General features: G+C 34.7%; 3 protein-coding genes and 1 pseudogene. 1 reads left to right on the forward strand and 3 read right to left on the reverse strand.

The window, feature by feature from the left end:
- A pseudogene (locus tag NL42_RS04275) lies at window positions 1-175 on the forward strand (hypothetical protein); the annotation flags it as partial.
- A gap of 293 nt (window positions 176-468) precedes the next feature.
- On the opposite strand, the gene NL42_RS04280 reads toward NL42_RS04275, so the two are convergent.
- From NL42_RS04280 to NL42_RS04290, 3 genes are read right to left on the reverse strand one after another with little or no spacing between them, the layout of a single operon-like run.
- Entirely contained in the window at window positions 469-5,913 is a 5,445-nt protein-coding gene (locus tag NL42_RS04280) for an FtsK/SpoIIIE domain-containing protein (protein ID WP_461311881.1), read from the reverse strand.
- A gap of 10 nt (window positions 5,914-5,923) precedes the next feature.
- The gene (locus NL42_RS04285; protein ID WP_461311882.1) at window positions 5,924-7,414 is read right to left on the reverse strand and encodes a hypothetical protein; all 1,491 of its coding nucleotides are present in this window, start codon (window positions 7,412-7,414) and stop codon (window positions 5,924-5,926) included.
- The gene (locus NL42_RS04290) at window positions 7,411-9,276 is read right to left on the reverse strand and encodes a DEAD/DEAH box helicase family protein (RefSeq protein WP_461311883.1); all 1,866 of its coding nucleotides are present in this window, start codon (window positions 9,274-9,276) and stop codon (window positions 7,411-7,413) included. The genes NL42_RS04285 and NL42_RS04290 overlap by 4 nt, the downstream gene beginning before the upstream one ends.
- Window positions 9,277-9,369 lie beyond the last annotated feature (93 nt).

The raw sequence follows: 9,369 nt of genomic DNA on the forward strand, positions 1-9,369 counted from the left end.
TGGGCACACCCAAGCCAGTTGCGACTGTATCTACCAACGGCTTGAACAAGTGTATTCGCATAAGCTTATGCAACGTCTAAAACATGTCAGTTTGCAAAGTCCTGCTCTCCCACAGGACTTTGCTCCTACTTTTTTTAGGGTAATACGGCGGTGCGATAAAGAAGACATGGGCTAAGCGTTTGGCTTAGCTCCCTTATCTCTGTGTCGCAATGGTAGATGACTTTAAATCAGCGCAAAAAATTAAAGTTCTGTTGTGACATGGAGGCCTTGGGGATGGGCTCGTTTAAAATAAAATCTGCATAATAATTATAATAATCTATTGTTTTCATAAAATATTTCAACAGTGGCTGTTTTTATAATTTGACTTTCTTATTTTGGCCTATATCTTTAAGCTTAGTATTGCGGAAATTAAGTTCAATTATTTGAAAAATAAGGAGGACTTACCTCCTTATCATATATCTTTTACTTTTAGGTAATCAAACTCTGCTGCTCCACCTCTTCCTCAATAGTAGAAACAATTTGCTCGATTTCTTCATCTGATACAAAAGGTACCTGAGCAAATATCAAATCACCATTTAGTTTAGCAGCTAGATGTCCTTTACCTAATAATCTCTCCGCCCCAGAACGATCAAGAGCAATTTTTGAAGTCGCTTCACTAGCAACTTTTAAAATTAGACGATTACCCAAATTTTCTCGTAGTTGCATTGGCATAACATCCTTATCTGGTCTTTGTGCAGCAAATATTAAGTGGATACCTGCTGCTCGAGCTTTCACACCTAATCTCTGAACAGCCGAACCTACGTCCACTTTATAAGCATCATCAAACATCCAATCAGCAAATTCATCATGAACTAGAAATACCATAGGTAATCTATCACTCACGACAACTTTAGAATTATATGTTGCTAAATCTTTAGCTCTTGCTTGAGCAAATAATTGATAGCGATTTTCCATTTCATCAACTAAATTTGCAAGAACTTCCTTTGCTCGCTCTTTAGTTGTAATAATTGGTTCACGCATATGGGGTAAATCTTCTAAAGCTGAATAATCAACACCCATTTTAGGATCAATAAGAATAATCTGAGCTAGATCTCTAGAATTTGTAGCAGCTATATCAAGAAGTAAAACTTGTAGCAATACTGATTTACCACTTCCTGTCGCACCAGCTACTAGTGTATGTGGCTCATGCCCAGGTAACCCAGCAAAATCCCCCCCTAAATTTAAATATAGTAATTCCCCATTAAGTTCTTGCACCCCTATCACAAAGGAAACATTAATCCCCGCTTTATTACGATTTATTAAACGGCGTTTCCATAAATCCCATATTGAAACAGCTTGTCGTACTTCACTTGAGATCGTTACAACAATTTCACCAGGTTTAGGTTGTACAGTAATAATATTTATCGCATGTGTAGTTAACAATTGAGTTCGCTTAGCTTCAATATCCTCTACTCTTAAACGATCAGAACCAGCTAAACGTATTAGGCAGCCGTTTGGAGTGATTCTTGTTCCTAGCACATTTACTTGGAGCCCCCATCCATTTAAGGCTTTTTTTAAATCTTTAGTAATTTTTTCTGCCCATTCTTCTCTAGATGCATCCTCCTGATTTTTTAAAAAATTATTAGAATGAATTAACCTAGCTAAATTAGATTTAGCTATATCTGTTTGGACTGAATCAATAGTAGAGTCACTAATATTAGAAGTTTCACCTAATATTTGGACAGATGAATGACTAACCTCTTCTAAAATTACATCATTAAACCCTATTTTTATCTGTTCAGTTTTTTCTGGAACTCGTGCTTCCTCTAAAGTATTTGGTAATATATCTTTTGGTTCAAAATCATATAATTCATCAGCCAGGGATGTCCAATTTACTTGAGGAGCAGGCTTATTAAGAATGATATTTTTCCATGGCTCTGTTGTACCTAATATGGATCTAACAGATAGAGAATCTTCTTGTTTAGCATATGCTTCAACTAGAGCACGAAGCTCCTTCCGATCAAATACTTCCTGCCATGCTTGGCAATTAATTGAACTATCAATCTCTAATTGTTCTGACAGTGAATTAGTAGACACATCACTACTGTGAACAAATACATGAGAATATCCTCTTAAAGAGATATTAACTGTTCCTTCACGAATCGCTATTCGTGCTCGTTCAAGTAAATCAGTTTGACCAATTCCTACATCAGCATCAACAAGTAGATCAGAAATACGTGATAACCAGATGTCTCTATCTAATCGGCTCGGGTCTCCAAATAAAGCATCCCTAAAAGATGTTAATGTCGCCATTAACTGTGCTTTTGATGAACGTTTTGCATTCGCAACACCTTCATATGAGACATATTTAGATTCAACAATTGCAATATGCAAATGAATTTCATCACCACAATCAATTACAGATAGGGCAAGTAAATCAGCGATTCGACTTTCTTTTTGAGATAACCAAGACGCATAGTCATCTAGTAAGAAAAAGACATTCAGTGCGTCACAATTATTATTTAAATGTTTAAACTCATGAGAAATTAAATACCGACTCAGTACTAAACCTAACATTTCGCCAGCAGATATACCACGGCGTGCAGCACGCAATACAATCTGCCCAGAAATAGATAGAGCATCTTTTTTAATTAGTTTAGTAAGATCGTTCAATTCTGCTTGATTAAAAGATAATGATAGAGCTTCTAAACGATGATACGTGAGCCCGTTTAATAATCTTAAATCAGCAGTTGAGCTAACAATCATATTACGACCATTCGTTGAATTTCTACGATATCTAACCACTGTAATATTTTGATTTTGCAATTGTTTTTTATCTAAAAGCTCATCATATGTTGCAACCCATTCTGCTTGCTGATGGGCATCATCCATTATTTCAGCTAGACGTTGGTGCTGTAATGAAATCTGCCGAGCCGGAAGCAAGCGGTCGTTTTTATTAATTGCATCTTTTTTCGCTAGAGCAGCTACAGCAGCCAAATAGCTCCAACCGGTTGCTGTCTGCCATGGACAAGTTAGAAAACTTGTTGATTTAAGTTCACCATCTTTTGCTACACGCCTATAAGACCAACGTGAAGGGGCATGTTCTAAATATTGACGATTTTCACTCCAAGGAGCAGGAATCCATTCTATTATCGCAGTCCTTGCTACAACATCATGTAAAAATGCGATATCAAATGGTTTAGATCCTAACTGAGAATTGCAGTCCACTCCTGCAGATTTAGAGACCCCTATCCTTAATTTAGAAATAAAATTATCAGATATTTCACTTACAAGTGGTAAATCTTCATCTTCTGCTGCTCTATTCACTAATTCTGCATAAATAGAAGCTAAATGTCTTGGCTCTGTATGTCGAACCATGACATTACAGTTCATTTCGTCTTGTTCTGTTTCATACAGATTAGAGAGTTCTTTAACTACTGCTAATGGTAAGTCTGCCGCATCAGAGTTATACAATAAAATATTTAAATTACGAATTTTATGAGGCTGTAGCCCAATATATCGTTCTATAAGTTCATTAATTTGTTTGGCTGCTATTTGCGGGGAAGTATCGCTAAGGGTCTGCCCAGAATTTATAGGAGTTTCTAGAAGGCTATAACCATTAACCGTACTAGTAACTGCGACTAGCTCTGCCTCCGCAACATTTTTCTTTTGAAGCATTGCTACTTCTGGGTAGAAAGGATGTTTAAGCTCATCAAAAAACTCTTTAAAGAAAATATTTCTATCACCAAATTTAATACTATCAGCTGTTAATAAATGGGTTAGTAATGCAATTGTCCGTTTAGTTTTAACAGCTAATGACTTTAAACGCTCAGGGTGCCAAGGTGGAATTATTAGAGTAGATTGCTCTCCTGAGACAATAACTGTTCCAATAGACATCACCTTAGATACAAGTTTTTCCCGGCTAACATCATTACATGCATACGTTAATAGCGCATCTAATAACTCAGCATATGCATCAGCTTGCTCCAATATGCTAGACTGATTCAATCCAGACCTTTTAAAATCCTGAAGTGCTAAAGGATAAACTTTTTCAAACTTTTCCCAGCTTTCTTTTATCTCTTTATATGCTATGTCATTTATAAACCCATTTTTAAATAACTCTTCAAGAGATTGTTTAATTTGATAACGTTGACTTTTTAATTTACTAGCTGATGGAATGAGAGATCCTGGATCATTTGAAAAGGTAGCTTCTAGACTACCAACATTCTCAAGAGATACACTTTGTACTCCCCCTTTTTTACTCACTATTTTTCGACTGACTTGTGTACAAGCAATCCCACCTTTCTCAAGTAACCGCCCTAAGTCATCAGCAAGAGCAAGCCCAATAGAGTTAGATGAGTAATTCCATATAAGTTGATTCTTCTTTAAAGTAACTTCTTGGTTACTTGATTGACGTTCAACTAACGCAACTTCAAATTTAATTTGCAATGCAGTTCGCGATAGAGATTTTATTGATTTAAATTTCTTCCCTAGACGTTCTTTTTGATTATTTAAGAAAGTTTCATAATCGAATAAGATATCTGCTAATTGAGTTTTTTGATTTGAAATTTCCCAAATAATTCTAGAACCCATTGCCTTATACAAACCACGGTACATTACACAAAAGAACGTCACTGCATCATGATTAAACTGATCAAGCCAAGCTTTTCTTCCCTTGTTGACTGAGATTTTTAAGTAACGCTCACCATTAAAATCCTCTGATCCAGCAAGTAATTGATAAGTCGCAGAAACTAATCCCTCTAAAAAGTCCTGACACTCTATAGCCTGGCCAAAGATGACTTTTTCCCAACGTGCTAATAATTTTGTATCTTGCTCTAAGAAATAACGATGTAGATCGAAGAAAGTTTTATCTTCCTCAATCCATTCACCTCTTTTTTCTCGTGTTTTTAACTCAATTAAGTGATTGCACCACTCTTCAGTTAAAGCATCATCTGGATCACAAATATCTGAGAAAAATTGTAAAGTAGCTTCAGCTAAACCACTTTGTTTTTCTTTTGGCCGATCAAAAATAAGATAAACTTTATCTTGTTCCCACTCTAATTCTGCGAGTGCTTGAATAACGTCAACATCATTAATAGATCCCTTTATAAATCGTTGCAAAACAGGAATAATATCTTCACTTATATCTTCCAAATTATCATTCAGACGATTTTCCATTTCTGCAGGATCTAATGGTTGCCCATTTGCCTTTTGATATTTTAATAAGGGATATCGATGCGTCACTAATTTATCAAAAGCATTTTTCCAAGGACGATTAGCGTGTGAAAATGCTTTAGCATTACTAAAAAAGTAAGTATCACGAGGCAACCCTATACTTGGTAGAGCCCATCCTATTGCCTGTCTTATCGCTAACCCATGAACATTGTTTGCCTCAATAATACTAAGACAAAAAGTAGAAATCTGTACCAATGAAATCTCAATAGAGTCAATCAGTGCTTCTAATGCTTTCGCAAAAGTTTTTTCATCATCTGGAGTAAGAGCTAAATTCCCTAATCGGCAACATGCTTGAACCCACGCAGCACTATTTGCCTTTAACTCTTTTGCACTTACAATAGTAATATGCGCAAGAGTATCCCCAATGTCATTTCTAGAGCTTGCTGTTATTAATATCTGTTTTTCAATACTCTGATTTCGAACACTTGCAGCATTATCATCAATTAATACTTCATTAGGTAATACCTCATCTCCAATTAAAGCCCTTGGAATTTTAAGAGAAATATACTTTTCCAAAGAGGGTCTCGATAATATTTCTTTTACAATTGTAGAAATTTGACCTGCCGTTAATTGGTCTAGTCTAAATAATGCAGTTTCAATATTTAATGGTTCGTTTGTCAGCTGGGAAGCTTTTATTTGCTGGAGATAATTTTCAAAATATACAGCCCCCACCCATCCAATAATTTTATTTTCTTGCATATTCATTTCCTTAAATATTAAATGGGTTTTCTACAAAAGCACATCCATCAGATAATTGTCTAACTAAACCTAAACTTATTAAACGTTCAGCTAAATATTCACTATTTTTACTAAAAGCTTCCTGATCTACTTGATTACTAGTTATAAGCTCTTGAGCTTGTGCCTCACCAACCACTAAACCATATCGGTTTTTAATTACTTCTAAGAAATCATCAAAAGGCATACGTTTATCAACTACTGTAATAACAAGCGATTTCAAAAAGTGATCATTAGGTGCATAACGTATTCTTCTGGATAAACGACGAGAACTTAAGCCAATAGCTTTAGACCAAGCAGAATGAACTTTCGCCACATGTTGCTTGTGTCTAAGTTGAGCTTTATCAATTAACTTTTCAATAAGAGAATCAGCTGACAAGTCTGAGCTTTCTTCTTCTTCACTTGGCCATTTAAACTGCTTCTGCATTAAGCTTATATATTCTGACTCAGGATAAAGTTCTGAAGATGCGGATATCCACTCTTCATGTTTCTGAATATTTTTAATTTCTGCAACAATGGATCGTAGAGATAAATTCTGATTATGTTGATAGTCATCCGCAGAAATTGCTCTTATTTTAGTTCGATTTTTAGATATGATTTCACAGACTAATCTTAGAGACTTTTCTTCAGATAATACCTCTTTCGAACGCTCTAAAAAATACAATAACATGTTCAAACCAGCTGAAAACATTAAGTATGAAATTGCATCATAGGAGGGAATATCCTGCTTTAGGATATGAATCCAATCACGACAAAGCTGATCAAAACGATCATGCTTAAAAATTGGCAATTGTAAACTACTAATTTCTTTAGCTAGTTTTGCCTCTTGTCTGTCGCCTTGAATAGCTTTTACTAGTCGATTTAGAGACAAATCAGATTCCAAAAGACGCTCGACTAACAACGCTCCTAATTCATTCTTATTTTCAGCACGACAAAGCATTAAATACAAAATTTCACCTGTACGCGCAAAAAAACGTCTGTCATTCGTTTCAGATTTATCAATTCGCAGATCTTCATATAAAGCATCAGGCCCAAATGGAAAGACAAATTTTGAACTCCATCTTTTATTACTATTTATCTCAAAAGAGGAAGACCTTAATAATTCAATAACTCGTGCAAAATCATCAAATGAATTAAAGACCTCTTTCAGATAAGTCATATCTTCTTCTGCATATGCACCTTTTTGATACTCCTCAAACCATTCTTGCCATTTTTTTTCGTCAGATTTATTAGAAGATGCAATTATATTTATATATGGATTATTAAATAATACCCCGCGTAATCGGAGCTGACGCTGGGGCTTGTAAATTACTTTATCATCTACTTCATTTAATGGATCATCTCGATGTGAAGCTAATATTCCTAGAAATTCTAATATGATTAAATGAGGTAACTGCTCATCATATAAACGATGTCCCCAAATTTTTTCATCGACGACAAAATCAACATCTTCTAGGAATTTCATTTATCTAATCTCACTGATATATGTTTAGAACCATGACTAAATCCATCATTAACAAACTTTAAAGACAAAGCATTAATGTTATTAGCTATGTAACTATCACTAAACTCGAGTTGTATTTGCTCAGCTCTTCGTAATAGTTTTGACTTTAAAGCTAATAGATCTTCCAAACACTCACTAGAAAAACTATTAGGTAAGATTCCATTGGCAACTCTCGCCAAAAATTCGAATCTAATTGGTGTTAATTCAAAAGGTACACCATCCTTATCATCTTCCATATGGAAAGCAATTAATGGTCTATTATTATGATTCAGTTTGATCAGCATTCCCTCTGTGTTTCTTCTCGTAGGGCGCGCTGGTATTTCTTCTTTAGTTAGTACACTTACTTTTGATTCTGTAAAGCCTCCAGATGTTGCAACTATAATATTTTCTACTTCTTCCACTAAAATTCCCGTCATAATACGATTAATACCCAATGTAATTAATTGACGGATATCCTCAGGAATTGGCTGATTATTTTTGAGATTTTTAATAAGATCTAAAAAATAAGCAGCATATTTGTATGCACTTAAATTCCAAAAATAGTTTTTACCTAAACTACTATCAGGTATGGTAAAGAACAATCGACGGCGTTGGCTTTCTAACAACTGAATAAGCTTATGATTAATATTTTCTTTTTGATATTCATCACCTTCTAAATAAGCTTCTTGGACTTTCTTAAAATAAGCTGAACCACCATACTGTTTATCATTTTCGATAAGATCTTCATAGATTCGAGATAATTCACTATCGTAGCGACCATAAATTAATAACCCATCAATTTCATTGGTTGTTTCTTCACCTATTTGAAAAGAAGATAAAGCTTTAAAAACAGGACGTTCTCCTACTCTCTGGTTAGGTAAATTTTTTGCCATAATATTGTCATACAAATTGCCCTTAGAAAATGTTCCATCATTTACCATTTTCTCAATATCATCACAACGCATCAATCCATCTTTGACATCAGCATGACCAAGCAAAATATTTGCACATAAGGCTAGTAAATCACGAATAGGTAAATGTGAGCCATTTAACCTTGCAATATCAATTAAATCGGATAAACGTGAACGTAATTGTTCTGATTCGAATGTTACACCAAGTAATCGCTGACGATTTTCACTAATCGGACAGCCATTATCCCTACTTTGAAAATAACAATTTGAACATTTTTCCCATTCAGGATGGGTGATTAATATATCTAGTACATCAGTTAATGACTTACGATGAGTACTAAGGCTTAAGTCAAATACATGTAATCTAGAAAGCCTTTCGCCGGTTTGTAAAAAAACTTGCTCTAAATTTTCTCGAATTGGATGGATAGAGAATTCTTTATACGATCTTTTACGTAAACGTTCTAAAATTTGTCCATGATTAGCAGCAATGACCAAAATGTGTTTATTGTCATTTTCTAAAACAGATCTCTCTAATAGCTCAATAACAAACTTTCCATCTTTTTCATTTAATTCACTTAAATCTTTTACAAAATATATGGTTTTATCATTACTAATTTTTAAACTTTTTATTACTGCATGTGAATCATTCCATTCAGTAGGATCTCCTCCAATTGCTTCCCATAAAGCCCGACAATGAAAGGTTTTCCCATCTCCAGCAGTTCCTGCAATGATAATAGATCCACCGTCCTCTGCACGCACTGCTGCTAAAATATTGGATAGTAATGGAATAGGTAATTCTATTGGATCAATTTTAGCCAAACGAGCTGCTCTCGTAACATGCTCATCAAACATAACTGCATTATTTGGGGTCGGACCATAACTACGCAAATAACGTATCCATCTCGCAGATGGCTTATGTTGTAAATCTGACATAAATTAACCCTCAATTATTTACGTTATAACTAATAAGTAGATGAATTTATTATAACAATGCACTAATTGTACTAAACTAATTCTTTTTTTTGA

The organism is Acinetobacter sp. GN11, from assembly GCF_054823985.1.

What these genes read in the sequence shown, in the direction of transcription:
- NL42_RS04285 (WP_461311882.1), bottom strand. Translation starts at nt 7,414, where the DNA reads ATGAAATTCCTAGAAGATGTTGATTTTGTCGTCGATGAAAAAATTTGG.
- NL42_RS04280 (WP_461311881.1), bottom strand. Translation starts at nt 5,913, where the DNA reads ATGCAAGAAAATAAAATTATTGGATGGGTGGGGGCTGTATATTTTGAA.
- NL42_RS04290 (WP_461311883.1), bottom strand. Translation starts at nt 9,276, where the DNA reads ATGTCAGATTTACAACATAAGCCATCTGCGAGATGGATACGTTATTTG.